General features: G+C 64.3%; 22 protein-coding genes. 14 read left to right on the forward strand and 8 right to left on the reverse strand.

Going from position 1 to position 24,458, the window contains the following annotated elements; translation table 11 throughout:
• The first annotated feature begins 4 nt into the window (after positions 1–4).
• Positions 5–1,423, forward strand: coding sequence for a PLP-dependent aminotransferase family protein (locus tag ACMGGG_RS13435; protein WP_054891567.1), 1,419 nt, complete (start codon positions 5–7; stop codon positions 1,421–1,423).
• Between the two features lie 6 nt (positions 1,424–1,429).
• Here ACMGGG_RS13435 and ACMGGG_RS13440 read toward each other — a convergent pair whose 3' ends face one another.
• The 4 genes from ACMGGG_RS13440 to lexA are packed head-to-tail and all read right to left on the reverse strand — an operon-like array spanning position 1,430 to position 7,169.
• Entirely contained in the window at positions 1,430–4,510 is a 3,081-nt protein-coding gene (locus ACMGGG_RS13440) for an error-prone DNA polymerase (protein ID WP_414155656.1), read from the reverse strand.
• Positions 4,507–5,925 (reverse strand): Y-family DNA polymerase, encoded by a 1,419-nt coding sequence (locus ACMGGG_RS13445; protein ID WP_054891569.1) that lies wholly within the window; start codon positions 5,923–5,925, stop codon positions 4,507–4,509. Before ACMGGG_RS13445 ends, ACMGGG_RS13440 begins: the two co-directional genes overlap by 4 nt.
• A gap of 6 nt (positions 5,926–5,931) precedes the next feature.
• Positions 5,932–6,552, reverse strand: a complete 621-nt coding sequence (gene imuA, locus ACMGGG_RS13450; protein WP_112898538.1) for a translesion DNA synthesis-associated protein ImuA — start codon at positions 6,550–6,552, stop codon at positions 5,932–5,934.
• Complete coding sequence (gene lexA, locus ACMGGG_RS13455; RefSeq protein ID WP_063545264.1) at positions 6,552–7,169, reverse strand: transcriptional repressor LexA; 618 nt, start codon at positions 7,167–7,169, stop codon at positions 6,552–6,554. Before lexA ends, imuA begins: the two co-directional genes overlap by 1 nt.
• Positions 7,170–7,352: 183 nt before the next feature.
• On the opposite strand from lexA, the gene ACMGGG_RS13460 reads away from it, so the two are divergent.
• The 8 genes from ACMGGG_RS13460 to ACMGGG_RS13495 all read left to right on the forward strand — a co-directional run bounded on the left by ACMGGG_RS13460 (position 7,353) and on the right by ACMGGG_RS13495 (position 14,367).
• Positions 7,353–8,030: a thermostable hemolysin gene (locus ACMGGG_RS13460; protein ID WP_414155657.1), complete on the forward strand. Its 678-nt coding sequence runs from the start codon at positions 7,353–7,355 to the stop codon at positions 8,028–8,030.
• Positions 8,020–9,483, forward strand: coding sequence for an AMP-binding protein (locus ACMGGG_RS13465; RefSeq protein WP_414155658.1), 1,464 nt, complete (start codon positions 8,020–8,022; stop codon positions 9,481–9,483). The genes ACMGGG_RS13460 and ACMGGG_RS13465 overlap by 11 nt, the downstream gene beginning before the upstream one ends.
• 8 nt (positions 9,484–9,491) lie before the next feature.
• Positions 9,492–10,172: a TenA family transcriptional regulator gene (locus tag ACMGGG_RS13470; protein ID WP_063545267.1), complete on the forward strand. Its 681-nt coding sequence runs from the start codon at positions 9,492–9,494 to the stop codon at positions 10,170–10,172.
• Entirely contained in the window at positions 10,159–10,965 is an 807-nt protein-coding gene (locus tag ACMGGG_RS13475; protein ID WP_414155659.1) for an SDR family oxidoreductase, read from the forward strand. The genes ACMGGG_RS13470 and ACMGGG_RS13475 overlap by 14 nt, the downstream gene beginning before the upstream one ends.
• A complete protein-coding gene (locus tag ACMGGG_RS13480; RefSeq protein WP_063545269.1) occupies positions 10,962–11,603 on the forward strand; it encodes a tetratricopeptide repeat protein in 642 nt (213 codons plus the stop codon). The genes ACMGGG_RS13475 and ACMGGG_RS13480 overlap by 4 nt, the downstream gene beginning before the upstream one ends.
• Positions 11,604–11,605: 2 nt before the next feature.
• Complete coding sequence (locus tag ACMGGG_RS13485) at positions 11,606–12,268, forward strand: response regulator (protein WP_063545270.1); 663 nt, start codon at positions 11,606–11,608, stop codon at positions 12,266–12,268.
• On the forward strand, positions 12,265–13,626 hold the full coding sequence (locus tag ACMGGG_RS13490) for a sensor histidine kinase (protein WP_063545271.1): 1,362 nt from the start codon (positions 12,265–12,267) through the stop codon (positions 13,624–13,626). The genes ACMGGG_RS13485 and ACMGGG_RS13490 overlap by 4 nt, the downstream gene beginning before the upstream one ends.
• Positions 13,627–13,707: 81 nt before the next feature.
• On the forward strand, positions 13,708–14,367 hold the full coding sequence (locus ACMGGG_RS13495; RefSeq protein ID WP_063545272.1) for an HAD family hydrolase: 660 nt from the start codon (positions 13,708–13,710) through the stop codon (positions 14,365–14,367).
• Positions 14,368–14,431: 64 nt separating this feature from the next.
• Here ACMGGG_RS13495 and ACMGGG_RS13500 read toward each other — a convergent pair whose 3' ends face one another.
• On the reverse strand, positions 14,432–15,631 hold the full coding sequence (locus ACMGGG_RS13500; protein ID WP_414155660.1) for an MFS transporter: 1,200 nt from the start codon (positions 15,629–15,631) through the stop codon (positions 14,432–14,434).
• 113 nt (positions 15,632–15,744) lie between these two features.
• Complete coding sequence (locus ACMGGG_RS13505) at positions 15,745–16,644, reverse strand: LysR family transcriptional regulator (protein ID WP_414155661.1); 900 nt, start codon at positions 16,642–16,644, stop codon at positions 15,745–15,747.
• A gap of 127 nt (positions 16,645–16,771) precedes the next feature.
• Between ACMGGG_RS13505 and ACMGGG_RS13510 the strand changes: the two genes are divergently transcribed.
• The gene (locus ACMGGG_RS13510) at positions 16,772–17,110 is read left to right on the forward strand and encodes a cupin domain-containing protein (protein WP_112898543.1); all 339 of its coding nucleotides are present in this window, start codon (positions 16,772–16,774) and stop codon (positions 17,108–17,110) included.
• Here the strand turns inward: ACMGGG_RS13510 and ACMGGG_RS13515 are convergent.
• Positions 17,107–17,649, reverse strand: coding sequence for an RrF2 family transcriptional regulator (locus tag ACMGGG_RS13515; RefSeq protein ID WP_063545276.1), 543 nt, complete (start codon positions 17,647–17,649; stop codon positions 17,107–17,109). The two genes, ACMGGG_RS13510 and ACMGGG_RS13515, sit on opposite strands and share 4 nt — an antisense overlap.
• A 278-nt stretch (positions 17,650–17,927) precedes the next feature.
• On the opposite strand from ACMGGG_RS13515, the gene ACMGGG_RS13520 reads away from it, so the two are divergent.
• Together ACMGGG_RS13520 and ACMGGG_RS13525 are read left to right on the forward strand one after the other, a co-directional pair.
• Complete coding sequence (locus tag ACMGGG_RS13520) at positions 17,928–19,130, forward strand: NAD(P)/FAD-dependent oxidoreductase (RefSeq protein WP_414155662.1); 1,203 nt, start codon at positions 17,928–17,930, stop codon at positions 19,128–19,130.
• 248 nt (positions 19,131–19,378) lie between these two features.
• Complete coding sequence (locus ACMGGG_RS13525) at positions 19,379–20,989, forward strand: methyl-accepting chemotaxis protein (protein WP_414155809.1); 1,611 nt, start codon at positions 19,379–19,381, stop codon at positions 20,987–20,989.
• A 43-nt stretch (positions 20,990–21,032) separates the two neighbouring features.
• Here ACMGGG_RS13525 and ACMGGG_RS13530 read toward each other — a convergent pair whose 3' ends face one another.
• Positions 21,033–22,436, reverse strand: a complete 1,404-nt coding sequence (locus ACMGGG_RS13530) for a purine-cytosine permease family protein (protein ID WP_054892013.1) — start codon at positions 22,434–22,436, stop codon at positions 21,033–21,035.
• Between the two features lie 318 nt (positions 22,437–22,754).
• On the opposite strand from ACMGGG_RS13530, the gene ACMGGG_RS13535 reads away from it, so the two are divergent.
• Complete coding sequence (locus ACMGGG_RS13535) at positions 22,755–23,240, forward strand: flavin reductase family protein (protein WP_125929614.1); 486 nt, start codon at positions 22,755–22,757, stop codon at positions 23,238–23,240.
• A 141-nt stretch (positions 23,241–23,381) separates the two neighbouring features.
• Positions 23,382–24,425 carry an LLM class flavin-dependent oxidoreductase gene (locus ACMGGG_RS13540; RefSeq protein ID WP_414155663.1) on the forward strand — a complete coding sequence of 348 codons (1,044 nt, stop codon included), beginning with the start codon at positions 23,382–23,384 and terminating at the stop codon, positions 24,423–24,425.
• Positions 24,426–24,458: the final 33 nt, after the last annotated feature.

Below are 24,458 nucleotides of genomic sequence, written 5' to 3' on the forward strand. Positions count from 1 at the left end.
CCCCATGCTGCGACTACATCCCGACTCCCCTACCCCGCTGGTCAACCAGATCATCGACGGATTGCGCGAGCTCATCGACAACCAGACCCTCAAGCCCGGCGCCAAGGTGCCGTCTATCCGCGCGTTTGCCTCGACCTACTCGGTGAGCACCTTCACCGTGGTCGAAGCCTACGACCGCCTGGTGGCCCAGGGGCTGCTGGTCAGTCGCGGCAACGCGGGTTTCTTCGTCAGCCGCTCGGCGGGCGAGTTGCTCGACACGCATACCCCGCAAGCTGACACAACCCGACCATCGTTCAACTCCGAGTGGTACCTGCAACAGATCTTCGAAACCCGCCAACTGCCATTCAAACCCGGCTGCGGCTGGCTGCCCAACGACTGGATGTACGAAGATGGCTTGCGTCGCGGCATGCGCCAGGTGGCCGGCAGCCCGCTGGAGCTGTCTGGCTATGGTGATCCGATGGGCCTGCCTGAACTGCGCGCGCTGACCGCGCAGAACCTGCAGCAGGAGCTGTCGATCGTCGCCAGCCCTGCGCAACTGATGCTCACCCATGGCGCCAGCCAGGCGCTGGACCTGGCCGTGCGCACCCTGGTGCGACCGGGTGACGTGGTGCTGGTGGACGACCCAGGCTATCCCAACCTGATGAGCATCCTGCGCTTTCAGGGCGCGACCTTGGTGGGCGTCCCGCGCACACCGGTGGGCTACGACCTCGACCAGTTGGAGCGCTTGCTCGCCCACCATCGCCCGACGGTGTTCTTCACCCAGCCACACCTGCACAGCCCGACCTGTTCGCGCACGCCGCTCGCGCAGTTGCACCGCCTGCTGCAACTGGCGTCGCAGCATGGTTTGCGCCTGGTGGAGAACAACCTCTACGCCGACATGATCGCCGAGCCACAGCCGTGCCTTGCCAGCCTCGATCATCTGCAGCAGGTGGTATACGTGGGCAGCTACTCCAAGAGCATCTCGCCCAACGTGCGGGTGGGCTACCTGGTGGCCGAAGCCGAGGTGATGCAGCAGCTGTTGCAGCTGAAGATGCGTTCAGGGCTGACCACCTCGCAGGTGATGGAGCGGGTGGTGTACGCCGCAGTGATCGACGGTCGCTGGCGCAAGCACCTCAAGCGCCTGCGCCAGCGCCTGGCCGAAGCGCATCAGGAAGTGGGTAGACACCTGCATCGGCTGGGCTTCGAGCTGTTCATCGAATCGGATGAAGGCATGTACATCTGGACCCGTCACCCGGCCATTCCCGATAGTGCGGCGCTGCTCGACGATGCGCTGGAACAGGGGATCATGCTTGGGCCTGGGCAGTTGTTCATGGTCGATGCGCAGGCCACGGGGTGGATGCGGTTCAATGTGGCATTCAGTACGGATCCCGGGATGTGGGAGTTGCTGGAGAAGGTGTTGGTGCGGCATGTCAGGCGAGGGTGAGGAAGGCTAATGAAAATCCCGACTCCTCACATCCAGCCCCCGCAATAACCCACTGACATCCTCCAACCGCCGCGCGATCAGGTGTCTGACACCCTTTTCCTGCTCCAGGCGGCCACTGACCTTGAGCAATTGCGAGCCCACCAGGGCTCGCCGCTGTCGCTCGGCCAGATCCCGCCACACCACCACGTTGAGCATGCCGAACTCGTCTTCCAGGGTGACGAAGGTCACGCCGCTGGCCGTCTGGGGGCGCTGGCGACCCACGACGATGCCGGCCACGGCAACGCTGTCGCCATGGCTCAAGCCATCCAGCTCACGAGAGCTGCGGCAACCCAGCGCGCGCAGGCGTGAACGCAGCAGGGTCAAAGGATGCGGGCCAAGTGTGGTGCCCAGGGTCGCGTAGTCGGCGAACAGGTCTTCGGCGATGCTCGGCGTCGGCAAGCTCACTTCGCTCTCAGGCGCAGACTCGACCCCAGCGAACAACGGCAGTTGCGCCTGCACGGCAGCGACCTGCCAGCGCGCCTGATGGCGATCGCGAGCCAGGGCACGCAAGGCACCGGCATCGGCCAGGCGCGCGCGGGCGCGGCTGTCGAGGGACGCACGCAGGCACAGATCCTCGACATCCCGCCATGGCCGCTGCGCCCGCGCCTGCTCCAGGCGCCGGGCATCGTCCTCGCCGAAACCACGAACCTGCCGCAGCCCCAGGCGAATCGCCAGGGCATCACCGCCTTGCGGTTCCAGGGTGCAGTCCCAGGCGCTGTGAACGACATCCACCGGTCGCACCTCGATGCCCTGGCGACGGGCCTCCTGCAAAAGCTGGTCGGGGCTGTAGAACCCCATGGGCCAACTGTTGATCAACGCGCAGGTGAAGATCGCCGGCTCGTGGCACTTGAGCCAACTGCTGGCGTAGCACAGCAAGGCGAAACTGGCGGCGTGGGACTCGGGGAAGCCATAGCTGCCGAACCCCTTGATCTGCTCGAAGATGCGTTCGGCAAAGGCCAGCTCGTAACCATTGCGCAACATGCCGTCGAGCAAGCGCAGCCGATGCGGCTCCAGCCCGCCATGACGCTTCCACGCCGCCATGCTGCGGCGCAACTGGTCGGCTTCGCCTGGGGTGTAGTCGGCCGCGACCATCGCCAGTTCCATTACCTGTTCCTGGAACAACGGTACACCGAGGGTCCGCTCGAAAACCGCCTCGAGTTTTTTCGAAGGATAGGTGACCGGCTCTTGCTTCAGACGCCGCCGCAGATAGGGATGCACCATGTCCCCCTGGATCGGCCCGGGCCGCACGATCGCCACCTCGATGACCAGGTCGTAGAAGGTGCGCGGCTGCAGGCGCGGCAGCATGGCCATCTGTGCCCGCGACTCGATCTGGAACACCCCCATGGTCTCGGCGCGGCTGATCATCGCGTAGGTGGCGGGGTCTTCCTGGGGGATGCTGGCCAGGGTCAGCTCGCGCCCACGGTGCAGCCGGAGCAGATCGAAACAACGGCGCAGGGCGCTGAGCATGCCCAGGGCAAGCACATCGACCTTGAGCAGACCCACCATGTCCAGGTCGTCCTTGTCCCACTGGATCACCGTGCGCTCGGGCATGGCGGCGTTCTCCACCGGCACCAGCTGGTCCAGTGGCTGCTCGCAGATCACGAAACCGCCAGGGTGCTGCGACAGGTGTCGAGGGAAACCGATCAGCTCACCCGCCAGCACCAGGATACGCCGCAACGATGGGCTCTGCGCCTCGAAACCAGCCTCGGCCAGGCGCTGCGCATCGGGAATGCGATCGCTCCAGCGCCCGCAGCATTTGGCCAGGGCATCCACCTGGTCGCTCGGCAGTCCCAGCACCCGAGCCACGTCACGCACGGCGCCAGCAGCGTGATAGGTGCTGACCACCGCGGTCAGCGCCGCGCGGTGCCGGCCATAGCGCCTGAACACATACTGGATCACCTCTTCGCGGCGGTCGTGTTCGAAGTCCACATCGATGTCGGGCGGTTCATTGCGCTCACGTGAGAGAAAGCGCTCGAACAGCAGGCGGTGGGTCATTGGGTCGAGCTCGGTGATCCCCAGCACGAAACACACCACCGAGTTGGCCGCAGAGCCCCGCCCCTGGCAGAGGATATTCTGCCGGCGGGCGAAATCGACGATGTCGTGGACGGTGAGAAAGTAGCTTTCGTAGCCCAGTTCCTCGATCAGCGTCAGTTCGCCCTCAAGCGTCTGGTACACCTCGGCGCTGGCACCCTGCGGCCAGCGTATCGACAGGCGCTGCTCGCACAGATGACGCAACCAGCTCGCCGGGCTGTGGCCTTCAGGGACCAGCTCATGGGGGTACTGGTACTTCAGCTCGCTCAGGTCGAAGCGGCAGCGCTCGGCAATGACCAGGGTTTCGCTCAGCAGGTCGCCGGGGTGCAGCTCGGCCAGTTGCTCGCGGCTGCGCAGGTGGCGTTCGCCATTGGGGTAGAGGTAACGCCCGGCCTCGGCCACCGTGCAGTGCTGGCGGATCGCGGTCATGCAGTCCTGCAAGGCGCGACGACCACGGACATGCATGTGCACGTCGCCACAGGCCACGGCGCGAATCGCCAGTTGCCCGGCCAGGGCACGCAAACGCTGCAAGCGCGCTGCGTCCTCGCTGCCACGGTGCTGGTGCACTGCCAGCCACAGCCGCTCGGGGAACAGTGCCTGCAACCAGCGGCCGGGTTCGGGGTCGCCAGGGTCGTCAGCGATCCACAGCGCCAGCAAGCCTGAGCAATGCGCCTGCAGGTCTTCAGCCAGCAATCGATACTCGCCCTTCTCTGCCCGGCGCCGCGCGCGGGTAATGAGCGCGCAGAGGCTCTGGTAGCCGGTCAGGTTCTCCACCAGCAGCACCAGGCGCGGCCCATCCTGCACCTGCACTTCGCTGCCGACGATCAGCCGTACACCATGCTCGCGGGCCGCCTGCCAGGCGCGAACAATCCCGGCCAGGGTACATTCGTCGGTGATTGCCAGGGCCTGATAGCCCTGCTCTTGGGCACGACGAAACAGCTCGTCGGCGCTGGAGGCGCCGCGCTGAAAACTGAAATTCGACAGGCAATGCAGCTCGGCGTACTCAGGCAGGCTCATGCGAACCAGCCCTGCAGCCACAAGGGGCCGGGTTGGGCGAGGTCGCGGTAGGCCCAACCGCGCAACCCTTCGCGGGTTTCGATGCGGTAGTAGTCGCGGCGCACATCACCGCCATCCCACCAGCCCGATTCGATGCGCTCGGCTTGGCCAAGCCATTGCAGGCCGCCCTCGGGCAAGGCCAGGGCCTGGGGCAGCAACCAGCCAGGACGGCTGCCGGGCGCGACTGCCAGGCTGCCCGCAGCGCCCTGCTCGCTGGCTTGCCAGGCGTGCTCGGGGCGATGATCGGCTTCTGCGCGCAGGCCTTTGACCGCCTCGTCGCCCAACCGGGCACGCAAGCGCTCGCGCAACTGCTCCCAGGGCTGGGCTTGCTGCGAACGCGGATCGAACAGCGCGCGATGCTGTGGCACGAACGCTGGCAGGTCGGCGGCCAGCAGGCGCACGTTGCGCACCGGCGCCGGAATGCGCAGCGGTTCCAGCCGGCCACGGGCCAGTTCGAAGAGCATCGCCGCTTCGCGCTCGGCCGCCAGCAAGCCGACCTTCAGCACGGTATCCGGCCCTTCTACATGCTCCAGATGTAGCTCGAAGCGCTGCACACCGCAGTCACGCCCGGCAAGAAAAGCGGCCAGATCATTGATCAGCCGGCGCAGGGGAAACAGTAATGCCTGGTGCGATTCCACATCGAAATTCAGCTCCAGCCTGGACTCGAACCGGTCTGGCGGCTGATAGAAATCCAGCCCCAGCGCACGCTGGCCGAAGAGTTGGTCCAGGTGCAACTGCACAGGCGCAGCAAAACGCTTGGCCAGGGCATCACGCGGCAAGGCCATGACCTCGCCCAGCCGGCGCAACCCCATGCGCGAGAGGGCCTGGGCGGCATCGGCAGGCAAGCCGACCCGATCCAGAGGCATGTTCGCCAATGCTGCGCGCGTCTGCTCGGCGCAGGTCAGCGCCAGGCCATCGTGCCCGTTGACCAGCATGCGCGCCGCCACCGGATTGCTCGCCAGCACAATGCGATGACGCAGGCCGAGTTCCTGCAGTTCTGTACGCAGACGCGCCTCGAAACTCGCCCACGGACCGAACAGTTGCAGGCTCGACCCCACCTCCAGCAACAACGCACGCGGATAGTGCAGGCTGACCTGAGCGCTGAACCGATAGGCCCAGGCCGCTAACAGTTGCTGTACTTCGTCGATGCGCGCCGGATCGGCCTCGACACAGGTGAAGCCGTCAGCCAGAGCCCGGGCGGCAGTCAGCGTCTGCCCAGCGCGCAGCCCCAGGTCGGCGGCCGCCGCATTGACCGCCTGCAACACCCGTCGTTGCGCTGGGCCGCCAAGCAGGACCAGCGGCGAATCGGCGTCGTCCCGCCCGCGCTGAACAGTGTCCAGCGCCAGCTGCGGCAGCAGGATGCAGGCCCAGAGCATGGCGCATCAGCCTCGTCCGGGAGCGGCGATGGGCGTGGCCGGCACCAGGCCGCCACGGCACTTGAGCACTCGCCACTGTGCCGGACGCGTATCGAGGGCGATACGCAAAGCCGCAGGCGACGGGTTGTGCGCCGCCTGCTGGGGTCGGCAGGCGAAGGCCAGCGCCTCACCGGTTTCAGCGGCGACCTGCAAGCGGCGCAATGAGCGGTCATCGGCGCGCTCCGGCCAGCACAGCACCGCCGCACAACTGCCAGAGCGCAGGCACTGCTCGGCAGCCCACAGGGCCTCGTCTGGCTCGGCCGCGACCTGCGCCAGCCAGCGCAGATCGACGCCTGCCGCCTGCCAGGCCGGCGCATAGGGAATGAACGGCGGCGCTACCAGCACCACCCGCCCACCCTCGCCGCTCAGCCGGGCGAGGGTCGGCCAGAGCAACTGCAGTTCACCACAACCGGGGCTGGCCAGCAGCAACTCGCTGAGCGCCGCCGATGGCCAGCCCCCTTCAGGCAGGCGCTCGTCCAGCGCGGCATGACCAGTGGGCTGCAAGCCGAGCGGGCGCGCCTGGACCTGCCGCCCACGCCAGATTCGGCGCTGGTCGAGCAACCCATCGAGATCGACTACCGCGCCCATCAGTCACGCCTCAGCAGGCCGCAGAACACACCTTCGATGCAGAAGTCGTGCTCGGGGCCCACGTCGATGGGGGCATAGGCCGGGTTGCGCGGCAGCAGCCGATAGCCACCCGCCACCCGTTGCAGGCGCTTGATGGTGACCTCGCCATCGAGCCGTGCAACGACGATCTGCCCGTCGCGAGCATCGCCCTGCTGGAGAATGCCGACCAGATCGCCGTCGAGGATACCGTCGCCGATCATCGAATCGCCGCGCACCTTGAGCAGGTAGTCGGGCGTGCGACGGAACAGGCTGGGGTCGATCAGCAATTGTTCGTGGATGCCCAGGTCCGGACCGATCGGCGCACCGGCGGCGACCCGGCCAAGCACCGGAATCTCGAGGATTTCCGGGCGGCGCAGCGGTTCGGCCAGGCGAATGCCCCGCGCCTGGTTAGGCGTGACCTCGATGTAGCCACCCTCATGCAGGGCAGTGATGTGCTTGCGCGCCACACTGCGCGAGGCGAAACCGAAGCGCTCGGCGATATCGGCCAGGCTCGGCGGCTGGCCGTGGTCGGCGATGCGCTCGCGGATGAATTCGAGAATGGCGCGGCGTTTGGGAGATAGTTTGTCCATGGAGCACATTTGTACTCTTTTCCAGGAACACTGAACAGCCCCCTTCGTCGCCGCACCTCGGGTCCTTGCCCAGACCGACACCCTCGAACAGTGCCCCTGCTGCGCGCGCCCAACATCGAACGCACCACTTCAGATTCCATTCAGATTCGATACCGATAATCCACCCCGTCAAGCCCAATTAGGGGGAGTTTCATGACCGAATCTCAATGGAGCAGCCTGCTCCCACTCGCTATCGGCAATCACCCGGATCATCGCGCGCACCTGTCGCTTCATCGAGCGGATGACCCCGCGCGCAAGGACTTGGAGCACTTTATCCACCAATGTTTTGCCACCGTGCACCGGGCCGATGTGCAGCATTACCTGCCAGAGCTGCTGGCATTGCGGGACAGTCACGGGCAACTGATCGCAGCTGCAGGCATGCGCCCCGCCTGCGAGGGTCCGCTTTTCCTCGAAAAGTATCTGGACATGCCCTTGGAGGCCGCCGTTTCCCAGCTCACAGGCACTTCGCCAAGCCGCGCCTGCATGGTCGAGGTAGGCAACCTGGCTTCGCTCAGCGCCGGCAGCGCCCGCATCATTATCATTGCCATCACCTGGCTGCTTGCCATCCGTGGCCTTGAGTGGGTCGCATTCACCGGCGCCGCGACCTTGATCAACAGCTTTCGGCGGCTAGGGCTGACACCCACCGTGCTGGCGTCGGCAGACCCAAACCGCCTTCCAGGCCAGGTAGACCAATGGGGGACCTACTATGACCAACGCCCCCAGGTGTTCGTCGGGCGCATCGGCGACGGCTTCGACGCATTGACCCGATCCGGCGTATTCCAACGACTGGGCTTTCCCTTGATTGCCAAGGAGGCCGGTCATGCTGCGTGAGCTGGAGCGTTTCCGCGAGCAGCTGATGTCGCTCGCACGTGATCATGCCGGTGCCGTGGCGGTCAAGGGAGCGAATGACCGTTACACCTATCGGCAATTGCTCGCAGAGGTGGGGCTGCGCGCTCAGGTGCTGCATCGACAACCTGCGGGTACATTGGCACTGGCCCTGGATAACGGCCCTGAGCTGTTGTTCTGGGATCTGGCGGCCTTGTTCGCAGAGCGCCCCTGCGTGATCGTGCCGTCGTTCTTCAGTGCGGCGCAGTTCGATCACTGCATCGTCCAAAGCGGTGCATCAGCCGTGTTGTGCGCGACACAGTGGACGCCGCATCTGCCAGACAAGGGATTTGTCCAGAATGGTGAGTTCTGGGTACGCGAAAACGCGCCCCGCGCGCAATTGCCTGATGGCACAGCCAAGATCACCTACACCTCTGGCAGCACCGGCAACCCCAAAGGTGTCTGCCTCAGCGCCGAAGCCATACTGCGTGTAGCGCGCGAGCTGGAAGCTGCCAGCCGACCAGCCGAAGCACTGCACTATCTGGCAGTGCTGCCAGTGGGTGTGCTGCTGGAGAATATTGGCGTCTACGCCGCACTGATGGCGGGCGCCTGCGTACAGCTATATCCGCAGCAGCAGTTGGGCATGAACGGGGCGAGCCAGGTCGACTTCAAGCAGCTGCTGGGCGTCATTGCGCTCAGCGGTGCGCAGAGCCTGATACTCGTACCGCAATTGCTGATGGGGCTGGTCATGGCCATCGAGCGCGAACTGATGCGCGTTGGTCCACTGCGTTTAGTCGCGGTGGGCGGTGCACGGGTATCGCCAAGCCTGCTGGCACGGGCCGAAGCGGTCGGGTTACCGGTGTTCGAAGGATATGGTCTGTCGGAATGCGCGTCAGTGGTTGCGCTGAACCGTCCGGGGGCCATTCGCCCTGGCAGCGTCGGCAAGCCATTGCCCCACGTGCAGGTGCGCATTGCCGAGGACGGCGAGGTGCTGGTGGCCGGCTCGACCTTGCTTGGCTACCTGGAGGACGCCCCGGTTACCCGGTCATGGTGGGCGACCGGCGACCTCGGCCACCTCGACGACGAGGGCTACCTGTACCTGAACGGGCGCAAGAAACACCAGTTCATCACCAGCTTCGGGCGCAACGTCAACCCAGAGTGGGTTGAAGCCGAGCTGACCCAGAGCGGCGTCATCGCCCAGGCATTCGTACATGGCGAAGCCTTGCCGCACAACCTGGCACTGCTGTGGCCACTGGACCCCACCGCCAGCGATGAAGCCATCGAGCAGGCCGTGCAGCACTGCAACGCGCAACTGCCCGATTACGCCCGCGTGTCTGCATGGCGCCGGTTGCCGACCCCACTGAGCATCCATGACGAGACCCTGACAGCCAATGGCCGTCCCCGGCGCGAGGCGATCCTGAAGCGTTACCACACGTTGTTATCCGACATCTCTTTGTGAGGTCTACCATGTCCTTTTTCGACACGCTGCAAACACAGACAGCCCAACAACGCCAGGCATTGTTCGCTGTGCCGGTGATCCGTGAAGCCTTGGCCGGCCAGGTCAGCCTGGACAGCTATGTCGCCTTCCTGACCCAGGCCTACCACCATGTTCGTCACACCGTTCCACTGATGATGGCCTGTGGCGCACGCTTGCCGTCGCGGCTGGAGTGGCTGCGCGGCGCGGTGTGCGAATACATCGACGAGGAGTACGGCCACGAGCAGTGGATTCTCAACGACATCAAGGCGTGCGGCGGTGACTGGGAAGCGGTACGTGATGGTCGACCGGCACTGTCGATAGAGCTGATGGTCGCCTACCTCTACGACCTGATTGCTCGCGGCAACCCGGTCGGCCTGTTCGGCATGGTCAATGTGCTCGAAGGCACCAGTATCGCCCTGGCCACCCAGGCGGCGGGCACCATCCAAAGTACCCTGGGCCTGCCTAACCAAGCGTTCAGCTACCTCAGCTCCCATGGTGCGCTCGACCAGGGCCACATGCAGACCTACAAACAGTTGATGGACCGTCTCGACGATGCTGCGGATCAACAGGCCGTCATCCACGCAGCGAAAGTCGTCTATCGCCTGTACACCGAGATGTTCCAAGGCTTGCCACGCGCTGGGCTGCATGAGGTGAATCATGCGTTTGCCTGAATCTGTCGTGATCCTTACCGGTGCCAGTGGCGGCATTGGCCTGGAGCTGGCCGAGCAGTTGTGCGCTGCCGGTGCCCAGGTGCTGGCCGTCAGCCGACGCATGAGCAAGCTGGCCAGCCTGATGAACCGATACCCGGACCGTCTGTACTGGCAAGCCGCCGACCTGCGCACACGAGAGGGGCGAGAACAGGTGGTCGCCCGCGCCCGCGAGAGAGGCCACGTCAACGTGCTGATCAACGCCGCTGGCGTGAACAGCTTCGCCCTGCTCGATCAGTTGGACGAGCAAGCGCTCGACGAACTGCTGGACATCAATCTGAAGGCGCCGCTGCAACTGACACGTGCCTGCCTACCACTGCTGCGTGCTCAGCCCAAGGCGCTGGTGGTCAACGTCGGCTCAACCTATGGATCGATCGGCTATCCGGGCTACGCCACCTACTGCGCCAGCAAGTTCGCCTTGCGCGGGTTCTCGGAGGCGTTACGCCGTGAGCTGGCCGACACCACGGTCAACGTCCTGTACGCCGCCCCCCGGGCGACCCATACCGCCATGAACAGCAGCGCCGCGACCGCGCTCAACCAAGCGCTGAAGGTCGGCATGGACGATCCGGCAGATGTCGCGCGCGCGGTGCTCGAGGCCGTGCAGTCCGAGCGCAGCGAGGTATACCTGGGCTGGCCGGAAAAACTCTTCGTGCGGATCAACAGCATGCTGCCAGGCATCGTCGATCGTGCGCTACGCAAGCAACTGCCCGTCATTCGCCGCTATATCGGCAACCACTCCAAGGAGTCGATCAAATGAAGCGCCTGTTCGTCGCCAGCTTGCTGGCATTCACACCTTTGACCTGGGCATTGGACCAGGCCGGCTCCGAACACCTGAGCAGCCTGCAGCAGCGCTGGGCGCAGATCCAGTATCAACTGCCCAAGGAAAAACGTGCCGACGCGCTTGAAAAGCTGGCTGGCGATGCCGCCACGTTCGTGCATCAGTACCCCGGCGCCCCTGAACCCTTGATCTGGCAAGGCATCATCAACAGCAGTTGGGCCGGGGCTACAGGTGGCCTTGGCGCATTGAGCAAGGTCAAGGCGGCGAAGGCCAGCCTGGAACAAGCCATGAAACTGGACCCCAACGCCTTGCAGGGTTCGGCCTACACCAGTCTCGGCACGCTATACGACCAAGTGCCTGGCTGGCCGATCGGGTTCGGCGATTCCGACAAGGCAGACGCCTTGCTGCGCCAAGCCCTGCAGATCAACCCAAACGGGATCGACAGCAACTACTTCTGGGCCGATCACCTCTACCGGCAGAAGCGTTATCCTGAAGCCACTCAAGCCCTGCACAAAGCCTTGCAGGCCCCACCGCGACCAGGACGTGAGTTGGCTGACCAAGGTCGACGCGGCGATATCGATGCTTTAATGAAAATGATCAAGGACAAACAGGACTGAGCATGCGGCTGCTGCTGGTTGAAGACGACATTGCACTGGGCGAAGGGATCTGTGACGGTTTGCGCCAGCAAGGCTACACCCTGGACTGGCTTCGTGACGGTGTCAGTGGCTTGCATGCGCTGCAACATGAGAGCTTCGACCTGGTGATTCTGGATCTTGGTCTGCCTCGCATGGATGGCCTGGAACTGTTGCGACGGGTCCGCGCCGGTGGCGAAAGCCTGCCGGTGCTGATCCTCACGGCACGGGATGCACTGGACGACCGTATCTCCGGCCTCGATGCCGGCGCTGACGATTACCTGGTCAAGCCTTTCGACCTCAACGAGCTCAAGGCGCGCTTGCGCGCCTTGCTGCGGCGCAGCGCCGGGCGCGCCAAGCTATTGATCGAGCATGCAGGCGTCAGCCTCGATCCGGCCACCCAGCAAGTGCACTACAAGGGTAACGAGGTGGTGCTGACCCCCAAGGAATACCTGCTGCTGCACGAACTGTTGGCGCAACCGGGCAGGGTCTTCACCCGTGAACGCCTGACCCAGCTACTGTATGGCTGGGACGAAGAGCCCGAGAGCAATACCCTGGAGGTCAATATCTACCACCTGCGCAAGAAGCTGTTCAACGGACTGATCCGGACGGTGCGCGGGATCGGCTACCTGGTCGAGGCCAAGGCATGACTTCGCTACGCCAACGCACACTCTGGCGGGTGATGCTGTTGCTGCTACTCGGCACCGGCCTGCTGGCGCTCTACAACTATCACGACAGCCGCCGCGAAATTAACGAAGTCTATGACGCCCACCTCGCCCAGAATGCCCGCCTGCTACAGGGCGTCATGAGCATGCCGGTGCAGGAAGGCTCACGGGAAGTGCTGTATCAGGCCTTCAACCAGGCGTTGAGCAAGGCAGGACGGCATCAGGTCGGGCACCCGTATGAAAGCAAACTGGCTTTCCAGGTGTGGCAGGAGGGGGCAGGCCTGCTGGTGCATACCCCCAGCGCACCGGCGATGCCGCCTCCAACTGCGGCGGGCTTCTACGATTTCATCACCGCTGGCGAACAGTGGCGTGGTTTCGTGTTACCGGTGCCGGAGAAACATTGGGTGATCTGGGTAGGCGAGCGTGACGACGTACGTTACGACCTGATCGACCGCATCGTGCGTCACACCCTGCTGCCTTTTCTACTCGGCAGCCTGGCATTGGCATTGCTGGTCTGGGTCGCCATTGGCTGGGGACTTGGACCGCTTCAGAACATGGCCAATGTCATACGCGGGCGTCACGCCGACTCGCTGGAGCCCCTGCAACTGGTGCCTCTGCCCTCGGAGCTTGAGCCCATGCAGGCCGCCATCAACCGCTTGCTGGCACAGATCAAGGACCTGCTACGGCGCGAGCATCGGTTCATCGCCGATGCCGCCCACGAAATGCGCACGCCGTTGGCGGTCCTGCGCCTGCATGCACAGAACGCCTTGGCTGCCAGTAACGATAGCGAGCGGCAAAAAGCGCTGGGCTTTCTCATGGGCGGGGTCGATCGGTTGACGCGAGTGGTCAATCAGCTGCTGACACTGGCCCGCGTCGAGCCCCGGCTGGGTCAGCGTGCGACTACCCGCGTAGACCTGGCCGAGGTGGTCGCCGACACTCTGGCCGAGCTGACCCCATGGATACTGGACCGGGGGCTGGAGCCCTCCCTGGAGATCGACGAAGGCGACCATCACCTGGTGATCGATGCTGGTGCGCTGGGCATCGCCCTGCAGAACCTGGTGTCCAACGCAGTAGAGCATTCACCCCCGGCAGGCCGCATCATCGTGTCACTCAAGCGCCTGGACAACGCCTTCGAATTAGTGGTCGAGGATGAAGGCCCGGGTATCGATGAAGCGAGTCTTTCCCGTGTATTCGAACGCTTCTACAGTCGTAACACCACGAACGGTGCAGGTCTTGGTCTTTCGATCGTGGCGACCATCATCGATCGCCTTGGCGGCCAGGTGCGACTGGAAAATCGACCGCACAAAGGCCTGGCCGCCACCTTGCGACTGCCCATGGCGTGATGCCGAGTCCCTTGACCGGTAATCGATCGATACAGGTATGATGGCCGCTGCTGAATTGTTTCTTCACTGCCAGGATGCCCGATGCTGACCGCCCTGCTGTTCGACCTCGATGGGACCCTCACCGACACCGACACCCTGCACCTGCAGGCGTTTCGCAAGCTGCTGCACGATTACGACGGCCGCGAACTGACCCAGGAGCAATTCAACGCCCAGGTCAGCGGCCGCTCCAATGGCCTGCTGTTCAAGGAGCTGTTCCCCCAGGCCGATGCCGCCGAGTGCAAGCACCTGGCCGACCGCAAGGAGGCGCTGTTCCGCGAAATGTCGCCCACGCTCGAGCCGATGCCGGGCCTGCTGCGCCTGCTGGAGCACGCCGAGCGCCATGGCATCGGCATGTGCGTGGTGACCAATGCCCCGCGGCTGAACGCCGAGCACATGCTGGGGGCCATGGGCCTGGGCGAGCGCTTCGAGCATGTGCTGGTGGCCGACGAACTGGCCCGGCCCAAGCCCGACCCACTGCCCTACCTCACCGGCCTCCAGCGCCTGGAAGCCAAGGCCGCGCAGGCACTGGCCTTCGAAGACTCGCTGCCCGGCGTCAAGGCGGCGGTCGACGCCGGGATCTTCACCGTGGCCCTGGCCACCACCCAGCCGGCCGAGCGCCTGCTGCAGGCCGGCGCGCAACTGGTGATCGAGGATTACAACGACCCACGGCTGTGGGCGTTGATCGAACAGATGCAGGCTTGACCCTCGCCTCGGTAGGCGCGGCGGTTCGCCGCTGCGACGTGTTCCGCGCCTACCGAAGGGTGGGTCAAGCCCGCCGAGCAACCATCAGGAAGATCACCAGCGCCAGCCCCGGCAATACCGCGCCCACCAGCGCCACGCCATTCCAGCCATAACCCGCATACAAGGCACTGGCCACTGCCGAACCCAGGGCACCGCCGATGAAGATGCTGGTCATGTACACGGCATTGAGCCGCCCGCGGCTGGCTGGGTCCAGTGCGTAGATCTCACGCTGGCCGATCACCATGTTCATCTGCACGGCGAAGTCCAGCAGCACCCCGGTCAACCCCAGGCCGATCACGCTGTAGCCCGGCGCGCTCAGCCCGAACAGCAGCGACAACGGCGCCAGCACCAGGGCCAGCAACGACGCCTGGCGCGCATGCCCGGCATCGGCAAGGCGCCCGGCAATCGGGGCCGCAATGGCGCCCACCGCGCCCACCAATGCGAACAACGCGATCTGGCTCTGCGACAGGCCATGCTCGGTTGCCAGCACCAGCGGCACGGCGGTCCAGTACAGGCTGAACGTCGCGAACATCAAGCCTTGATACAGCGAGCGCTGGCGCAGCAACGGGTAGCGCCGCAGCAGCCCGCCCAGCGAGGCCATCAACTCGACGTAGCTGGCCTTGTGCTCCGGCACACGCCGGGGCAGGGTCACGGCCAGCAGCACGACGATTGCCGCCATCAGCACCGCCGCCCCCAGGAACACGGCACGCCAGCCGAAGTGATCGGCCACCAGGCTCGACAAGGGCCGCGCCAGCAGGATGCCCAACAGCAGGCCACCCATGATGTTGCCCACCACCCGGCCACGCTGTTGCTCCGGCGACAAATGCGCAGCCAGTGGGATCAGCATCTGCACCGCCACCGAACTGAAGCCGATCAGCAGGGCATAACCGAGAAACAGCTCACCTTGGCCGTGCCCGCTGCTGCCCGCCAGGAGCAGGCTGGCGCAGGACAGCACAGCCGTGGCGATCATCAGCCGGCGGTTCTCCACCAGGTCGGCCAACGGCACCAGCAACAGCAGCCCCAGGGCGTAGCCCAGCTGGGTGAGCGAGACGATCAGGCTGGCACGCTCGGTGGACAGCCCAAGGTCCGGCGCGATCAGGCCGACGATGGGTTGGGCGTAGTAGATGTTGGCAACGATGGCACCGCAGCAGAACGCCAGCAGTGTCACCAGGCCTCGGCTCAGTGAAGTGCCGGATGTAGAGGAAGTCGCTAAAGAAGCAGTCATTTCAGATTATTCACACATGGCAAGACATGCCACGCACCTTAGCCGCCAGGGCCTGCCGAGGGAATCGGAGCGCAACGCAAAGCCGCTTTGCGCCAAGCGCAACGCCACCACGCTCAGGGCCTGAGCAACGACTCGCAGAACTCGATGAACGCCGTTACCCGCCGCGACCAGCGATGGTTGGGCAGGTACAGGGCATTGATATTGCAACTGGCAGCGATCGGATTGGCCTGCCAGCCCGGGAACAACCGCACCAGACGCCCGGCAGCGACATCGTCGCGCACCAGCCAGTCTGCCAGCAGGCTGACGCCACTGCCCGCCACCGCCGCCTCGCGCAGCAAGTCGGAGTTGGCGCAGCGCAAGGGCCCGGCCACATCCACCTCGATCAGCTCGTCTCCTTGGCGCAGTTGCCAAGGTCGCCCCAGGCCGCTATAGCGAAAGCGCAAACAGGCATGCTCGCTCAACTGCGCGGGGTGTTCGAGCGCAGCATGGCTGGCCAGGTAATCCGGGCTGGCCACCAGCCAGCGTTCGAAAGTGCCCAGGGTGCGACTGACCAGCTCGTCGCTCGGCGCCGGATCCCCCAGGCGAATGGACAGGTCGTAGCGCCCGTCGAGCAAATCGTCGAAGCGGTCGCTCAGGTCGATATCCAGCTCCAGCGAGGGGTAGCGGGCCATGAAGCGGCCCAGGTGCGGCGCAATCATCCGCCGCCCGAACTCCACCGGCAGGCACAGGCGTAGCACGCCAACCGGTTCCTGCCCGCGATCGGCGACGCTGGCATCGGCCTCGGCCAAGGCCGCGACGATAGCGCGGGCGCGCTGGTAGTAGCCGACACCCGCCTCGGTCAGGCTGACCTGCCGGGTCGAGCGGTTGAGCAGGCTGGTACCCAGCTCGCTTTCCAACGCATCGACCAGGCGTGTCACCGACGAGGTTGCGATCCCGAGCCGTCGGCCGGCAGCGGAAAAGCCCTGGGCTTCAACAGTCGCCATGAACATCTTGATGGCCAGCAGCTTGTCCATTGGCGTGATTCCTTGCGCAGTGCCGTAAAGTAGCTCCGTAAGGTAGCTCCGTAACAACGTAGCTCCGTGCGGAAAATCCCGGAACCTTCCTACAATCACCGTCCGGAATCAAGAAAGGCAAACGTCCATGCCCGACAACCTGTTCAGCCCTCTGCCCCCGCTCGACCCTGCGGCCGCCGAGCAATTCGACGAACTGCTGCGCCGCCCAGGGCTGCGCATCGAGCGCATCGTCTCCAGCGGCCAATGCAGCCCGCCCGATTTCTGGTACGACCAGGCCGAAGGCGAGTGGGTGGTGGTTCTCACCGGCAGCGCCGGGTTACGCCTGGAGCACGAAAGCGAAACGCGGGTACTGAAGGCAGGCGACCACCTGGATATCCCGCCGCATTGCCGACATCGCGTGGAGTGGACGCAGGCCGATGCGACGACGGTCTGGCTGGCAGTGTTCTACACAGCCCCTATGAGCTAGAGCTGCTTGAGCGCGATGTCTCCTGCCCCACCCTTGCCATCGCGCCGCTCGCTCATCCAGTCATTGACCTTCTGCCCGAACTCGGCCGGCGCCTTGCGCCCGAAGCGCCGCGCCAGGTCGAGGATGGTCTGCTGAGCCAGTGCCTCTTCCATGCGTTTCTGCGCGCCGAGCATCACCGCATGGATGGCACAGGTGCCCTCGGTGGCCCAGCCGGGCGCTGCGCCGTCGAACAGCGAGCAGCGCTCTCGGATCTCGCGGCAATCGAAGATCTTCTTCGGCCCATCGATGGCGTTGACGATATCCAGCACGGTGATTTCGTCCGAAGGCCGGGCCAGGCGAAAACCGCCACGCACGCCCTCGGTGGCCGCCACCAGCCCGGCACGCGCCAGCTTGGTGAAGACCTTGGCCAGGTATTCCTGCGGCACCCCTTGCAGTTCGGCGAGATCGCGCACGCTGGACTCGCGGCTGTCGCCGCGTTCGTCGATGAGGAACAGCAGGCAGTGAATGCCGTACTCGACGCCCGCGCTGTATAACGACATATCAATCTCCGACCAAATCTGTCGCAAATAGTACGCCCTTCCCCAGAAACTGGCAAAGCCATCGGCCACCATCGGTCGCCTGCCTATTTTCCTCAATCACCCAGAACCCTTGATTTATCGCTGCTTCACCTGCAAAGCGAGGGCCGCCTGCGACTGCCCGCTAAAAAAAAGCTTGTCGTTTTAAACTACGACCAATAGAGTCGTAGTTATTCGGCAAGCGCAGCAACGCACGCCGAACCTCGACCCAAACCCCTTCGATCCTCTCGCGGAGCCTGTCCATGAACCCACACATCCTGATCATCGGTGCCGGTTTTGCCGGCGTCTGGAGCGCCCTGAGCGCCGCCCGGCTGCTCGACCTCGCCAAGCGTGGCGACATCCATATCAGCGTGCTCGCGCCGCAGGACGAGCTGCGCATCCGGCCGCGCTTCTACGAAGCCGATGTGCACACCATGAAAGCGCCGCTTGGCGAGCTGTTCGAGGCTGTAGGGGTGAATTTCATCCAGGGCCATGCCCAATCCATCGATGCCGGAGCACATTCGGTCGCCTATATCGACGCCAATGGCCAGACCCGCCAACTGGGTTACGAGCGCCTGGTACTGGCCGCCGGCAGCCAGGTTGCCCGCCCTGCCGTACCGGGTCTGGACCAGCACAGCTTCGATGTCGACCAGATGGAGTCGGCGATCAAGCTGGAGCAACACCTGACCGACCTCGCCAGCCTGTCGGCCTCCCCGGCCCGCAACACCGTGGTGGTGTGCGGTGGCGGTTTCACCGGCATCGAGACCGCCACCGAAATGCCTGCCCGCTTGCGCGCAGTACTGGGCGAGCAGGCCAATATCCGCGTGATCGTGATCGATCGCGGCGCACAGGTCGGCGCAGCCCTGGGTGCAGGCATCACCCCAGCCATCGTTGCCGCCTCACAGCACGCCGGCGTGCAATGGCTCACCAATGCTTCGGTGATCGCGGTGGATGCCGGTGGCGTGACCCTGGACAACGGCGAGTACATCGCCAGCAAGACGGTGATCTGGACCGCAGGCGTCAAGGCCAGCCCGCTGACCGCGCAGATCGTCGGCGAACGTGATGCCCAGGGTCGCCTGCGCGTCGACGAGCACCTCAAGGTCATCGGCCAGCAGCATATCTACGCCACCGGCGACGTGGCCTGGGCCGCAGTCGATGACCTGGGCAACCACGCGCTGATGACCTGCCAGCACGCCATCCCCATGGGCCGTCACTCGGGCAACAATGCCATGGCCGACCTGCTCGGCGAGGCGCCGGTGGTGTATCGCCAGCCCAAGTACGTCACCTGCCTCGACCTGGGCGACTGGGGCGCGGCGTTCAGCGAAGGGTGGGACCGTGAACTGAAGCTGCAGGGCGATGAAGGCAAGCAGCTCAAGCGCCAGATCAACTCGGTCTGGATCTACCCGCCCGAGGCTGATCGCAGCAAGGCCCTGGCCGCTGCCGATCCAATGATCGCCATCGTTTAAGCGAATAAACCTGACAGATCCGTCAAAAAATGACGGATCTGTTTATACGTGTAGTTACATTGAATGACTGGTCAATAATAGTGGCACCGTGGCATTATTGACGTCAAAAAACCTACTAAAGTTAAGGACATTGTACTTTCCCGCAGCGCACCGAGACGCCTGGCCCCTTTCGCCGATTCCGGCCCCACGACCCAGCGCTTGAAGCCTGCACGCCACATTCAAGGAGTAGCTCCATGCACTTAAGGAATATGAAGATCGGTATCCGGGCAGCCAGCGTATTTACGCTGCTGGGCGTTCTGGTGCTGTTCATGGGTCTGATATCGCTGTACGAAACCCGGCGCATGGACAGCGCCACCGATGAAATCCGCGTCACCTGGATGCCGGCGATCATCGCCCTGAACGAGGTCAGCACCTATCTCGGCCGCGCCCGTGCCATGACCCTGCGCAGCGTGATCGAGGAAGATCCCGCCGTCCGCCAGACCACCCTCAGCCGCATCGGCGAGATCAATACTTCGCTCGAAGCAGGCATCAAAACCTACGAATCGACCATCATCGAAAAGGACGACCGCGCCCTGTTCGATAACTTCGTCTCTCTCTCCCAGCGCTACCACGGCCTGCAGAAGTCGATCCGCGATGCCGCGGCCAACGGCGACATTGCCGAGGCCAGGCGCCTGGTCAACGGCCCGCTGGCCGAGTACGCCGACTCGATGATGAAAGCGCTCGGCACCCTGATGCAGTACAACTCCGACGGTGCCGACAAAGCCTCGCAGCGCAGCAGTGACGCCTATGAAGAAGCCTTTACACTGATCGTGCTGTCGCTGGTGGTGATCATCCTCGCGCTGGTGGCCATCGCCGTGCTGCTGACCCGCAGCATCGTCGTACCGCTGGCCGCAGCCGTGAGCGTTGCCGAGCGCGTGGCCACCGGCGACCTGACCCAGGAAATCCGCATCGTCGGTCGTGACGAGCCGGCGCTGCTGCTGCGGGCCCTGAGCCGCATGCAGGAAAGCCTGCGCGACACCATCCGCAAGATTGCGGCCTCGTCCGACCAGTTGGCCTCGGCGTCCGAAGAGCTGCACACCGTCACCGAAGACACCAGCCGCGGCCTGCACCAGCAAAGCGCGGAGATCGACCAGGCCGCCACTGCGGTCAACCAGATGACCGCTGCGGTGGAGGAAGTGGCCAACAACGCGGTCAGCACCGCCGACGCCTCCAAAGGCGCCGACCAGACCACCCGCGATGGCCGCGACCAGGTCAACCAGGCGCTGAGTTCGATTCAGCAACTGGTCGAGGACGTCACCGGCACCTCCAGCGAGATCGAACAACTGGCCACCAGCGCCAACGAAATCAGCCGCGTGCTCGATGTGATTGGCTCGATTGCCGGGCAAACCAACCTGCTGGCGCTCAACGCCGCCATCGAGGCGGCACGGGCCGGTGAAGCCGGACGTGGCTTTGCCGTAGTCGCCGATGAAGTGCGCGCGCTGGCCCACCGGACCCAGCAGTCCACGGCCGAGATCGAGCAGATGATCGGGGGTATCCAGACCGGCACCGAGCGCGCCGTGGGTTCGATGCACAGCAGCCAGGGCCGTGCCAGCGGCACCCTGGAGATCGCCGAGGCCGCAGGTCAGGCACTGGAGCTGATTGCCGAGGCGATCGCCGCGATCAACCAGCGCAACCTGGTGATCGCCAGCGCGTCCGAAGAGCAGGCCCAGGTGGCGCGTGAGGTAGACCGCAATCTGGTGAACATCCGTGACCTGGCGATGCAGACCTCTGCGGGAGCCAACCAGACCAGCGCCGCGGCGCAGGATCTCTCGCGCCTGGCGGTGGAATTGAACGGGATGGTGGCACAGTTCAAGGTGTGAACTGAAACACCGAGGGCCGCTTTGCGGCCCTCTTGCACATCAACTAGTCGCTCACACCTAGCGCACGTCCCGCCTTCAGCGCCTTGCCGCGAGTGGCCAGGCAATAATAGAGCGGCACCGTCACCAGCAACCCGAACAGCCACGACAGGTCGGCGCCTTCGACGATGTTCGAATACGGCCCCACATACAGCGCCGTATTGGCGAACGGCAGTTGCACCAGGATCCCGCATACATAGGCAACGATGGCGTGGTGGTTGAAGCGACCGTAGATGCCGCCATCGGCGCGGAAGAACGAGGCGATGTCGTATTCGCCCTTCTTGATCAGGTAGAAGTCGACCAGGTTGATCGACGCCCAGGGCACCAGCACCAGCAGCAGTGCCAGGATCAGGCCGATGAACTGGCCGATGAACCCCGCCGAGGCATTCAGCGCCACCAGCCCGCACCCGAACAGGATCACCGACGCCAGCACTACCCGCACCCGCACGCTCGGCGTCCAGTGGGCGACGAACGTCTGGATCGCGGTAACGATCGACAGCACCGCGCCATACAGATTCAGCGCGTTGTGGCTGATGATGTTGAGCAGGAACAGCACCATCAGGACCGGCCCCAGCCAGCCGGTGGCCTGCTTGACCGCATCCATCGCATCGGTGCCTTCAGGCACGCACAACACCGCCACCGCCCCGAAGCTGAAACACAGGATGGTGCCCAGGGTCGCGCCGAAATAGGTCGCCCAGAACGGCTTGGCGATACCGATCTCGCGCGGCAGGTAGCGCGAATAATCCGAGGTGTAGGGCGAGAAGCTGATCTGCCAGATGGTGCCCAGCGACACCGTGGCGATGAAGCCCGACAGGTTGAAGGCCCCGCGACTGAAGAAGTCGGCTGGCAGCTCCTGGGCGAACATCATGATGAAGCCGGCCAGCAGCGCCGAGCCCATCACCCAGGTACCGATGCGGTTCAGGCTATGGATGAAGCGATAGCCGATCACGCCAATGGCCGTGGCACTCAGGGCACCGATGACGATAGCCGTGGGCATCGGCACGCTCGGGGCGATGCCGTGGATCGACTTGCCCGCCAGGACGATGTTGGAAATGAAGAAGCCGACATAGATCAGCGCGGTGAAGAACACGATCAGCAAGGCGCCGTAGCGCCCGAACTGGCCGCGGCTCTGCACCATCTGCGGAATGCCCAGCTGCGGTCCCTGCGCAGAGGCCAGGGCGATGACGATCCCGCCCAGCAGATGCCCCATCACGATGGCGACCAGGCCCCACAGCAGGTTCAGGTGGAACACCTGGACCACCATCGCGCCGGTGACGATCGGCAGTGGCGCGATATTGGTACTGAACCAGAGGGTGAAGAGGTCGCGCGCCTTCCCGTGGCGCTCGGAGGGGGGAACATGATCGACCGTGTGATTCTCGACAAACTGGTGTTGCGACGACGGTTGGGACATAGGATTTCAGCTCGAAAGGATCATTTTTATCTTTGTATGGAAACCGCTCGGGGCGGCCTCTCAGCTGAAGACCATATTATGGTATTCCAAACTTTTGACAACACTGCGCTGTGCTTTTTCAGCGCATCGGATCTGCCTTGAGCGCCACTGTGGCGCAGGGCTCTAGTAATCAAGACCAATGAATACGGGGCCTTTACCGTTCATCGTGTGTTCCGGTGCGCGGAAAATTCTGCTTGCAATATAGGTATTACGGTATACCATCAGACACATCAACGATAAAAAACGCGGACCACCGCACGCCCCTTAGAGGTTCACGCCATGATCGACGCAACCGTCTACAAGCACGTCCTGGGCTCCTTCCCGTCCGGCGTCACGGTCATCACCACCCTGGACGACGACGGCTCGGTCGTCGGCCTCACTGCCAGCGCCTTTTCTTCCCTGTCCATGGACCCGCCGCTGGTGCTGTTCTGCCCCAACTACAGCTCCGACTCCTATCCTGTACTGATCAAGCAAAAGCGCTTCGCCATCCACTTGCTGTCCGGCGAGCAGCAGGCCGAAGCCTATGCATTCGCCAAAAAGGGCAAGGACAAGGCCAGCGGTATCGAGTGGGCCCTGAGCGAGCTGGGCAACCCGCTGCTGGCCGGTGCCACGGCGATCATCGAGTGCGAGCTGTGGCGCGAGTACGAAGGTGGCGATCACGCCATCATGGTCGGCAAGGTACACAACCTGATCGTGCCTGAGGACGCCCCACGACCGATGGTCTACTGCCGCGGCAAAATGGCCAGCCTGCCCGCCTTCGCCTGATACCTGCAGTTCGACGCAAGACTCTGTGGGAGCGGGCTCGTCCCGCGATCACCGGCAAAGCCGGTGTCATTCAGGACGCGGCCTGTTTCCCTGTGCCGCGCCGTCCCCACATCGACCACAACAAGCTCCGAGGAAAGCCCCATGAAATTTTCGCTGTTCGTACACATGGAACGTTGGGATGACCAGGTCAGCCACCGCCAGCTGTTCGAAGACCTGACCGAACTGACCCTGATGGCCGAGCGCGGCGGTTTCAGCACCGTATGGATCGGCGAACACCACGCCATGGAATACACCATCTCGCCCAGCCCCATGCCGCTGCTGGCCTACCTGGCTGCCCGTACCGAGACCATCCGCCTGGGCGCCGGCACCATCATCGCGCCGTTCTGGAATCCGATCCGCGTAGCTGGCGAATGCGCCCTGCTCGATGTGATCAGCAACGGCCGCATGGAAGTGGGCCTGGCCCGCGGCGCCTACCAGTTCGAGTTCGACCGCATGGCCGGTGGCATGCCCGCCACCGACGGCGGCAAGGCCCTGCGCGAGATGGTCCCGGCGGTCCGCGCCCTGTGGCAGGGCGACTACGCCCACGAAGGCGAGGTGTACAACTTCCCCACCTCCACCAGCGTGCCCAAGCCTGTGCAGCACGGCATGCCACCGATGTGGATCGCCGCCCGCGACCCGGACTCGCACAACTTTGCGGTCAAGCATGGCTGCAATGTCATGGTCACCCCACTGATGAAGGGTGATGAAGAGGTGCTGGACCTGAAGAACAAGTTCCAGGCCGCGTTGGACAACAACCCTGAAGTGCCGCGCCCGCAACTGATGGTGTTGCGCCACACCCACGTGCACAGCCCGGCCGAGCCCGATGGCTGGAAGATCGGCGCCCAGGCGATCTCGCGCTTCTATCGCACCTTCGATGCCTGGTTCGGCAACAAGACCACCCCGGTCAATGGCTTCCTGGAGCCCAGCCCCGAGTCCAAGTTCGCCGAGGTACCGGCCTTCGCGCTGGAGAACATCCGCAAGAACACCATGATCGGCACCCCCGAAGAAATCATTGCGCGCATCAAGTACTACCAGGAACTGGGCGTCGACGAATTCAGCTTCTGGTGTGACAACAGCCTGCCGCACGCAGAGAAACGCAAATCGCTGGAGCTGTTCATCAAGGAAGTGGTGCCAGCGTTTGCCTGATCGGTAGCCCGCTGCACCTGCCCGCTTTCATGA

The organism is Pseudomonas sp. BNK-44-b, assembly GCF_047456245.1.
GTDB classification, from domain to species: Bacteria; Pseudomonadota; Gammaproteobacteria; order Pseudomonadales; family Pseudomonadaceae; genus Aquipseudomonas; species Aquipseudomonas machongensis.